A 397-nucleotide genomic window follows, 5' to 3' on the forward strand; every position below is an offset into this window, starting at 1 on the left:
GCATCATACTATCGTCCGTATCGTCATCGCTTGCTTGATACTCTCCAGCACCATTATTGCTTGCATTGTTGTTATAGGCGTCGCTATTAACATTGTTTGTAGCGCTGCCACTGGAGTCAAACTGAGGGTTCTGACCATTCATAGCCGCCATATCCTCTACGCCACTGCCATTGTTAGGTAATGGCAGTGGTGCCGCGCTATCAATCATCAGCGCTGGCGCTAACGTACGCATATCAGTGACCAAACGCTGTAATAGCATACTGTCTGGTGCTTCCAAGCTCACCCGCTCATTTTGCAGATGTAGCCGAGCAAATGGCGTTGATCTCAGCATGGTCAAGATATTCGGCAATACCTCTGTTGGCATATTAGCCATACTCTTAGCCACGCCCGCTTGTAT

The 397-nt window shown here is 48.6% G+C and carries 1 protein-coding gene; it reads right to left on the reverse strand.

Features of this window, described 5'->3' with window-relative positions; all coding sequences use genetic code 11:
- Nucleotides 1–397: hypothetical protein (locus AAEZ05_RS27865; RefSeq protein ID WP_350649775.1), on the reverse strand; the 397-nt coding region annotated here is incomplete at both ends.

Origin of the sequence: Pseudomonas sp. HY13-MNA-CIBAN-0226, from assembly GCF_040310305.1 — a bacterium.
Lineage (GTDB): Bacteria > Pseudomonadota > Gammaproteobacteria > Pseudomonadales > Pseudomonadaceae > Aquipseudomonas > Aquipseudomonas gregormendelii.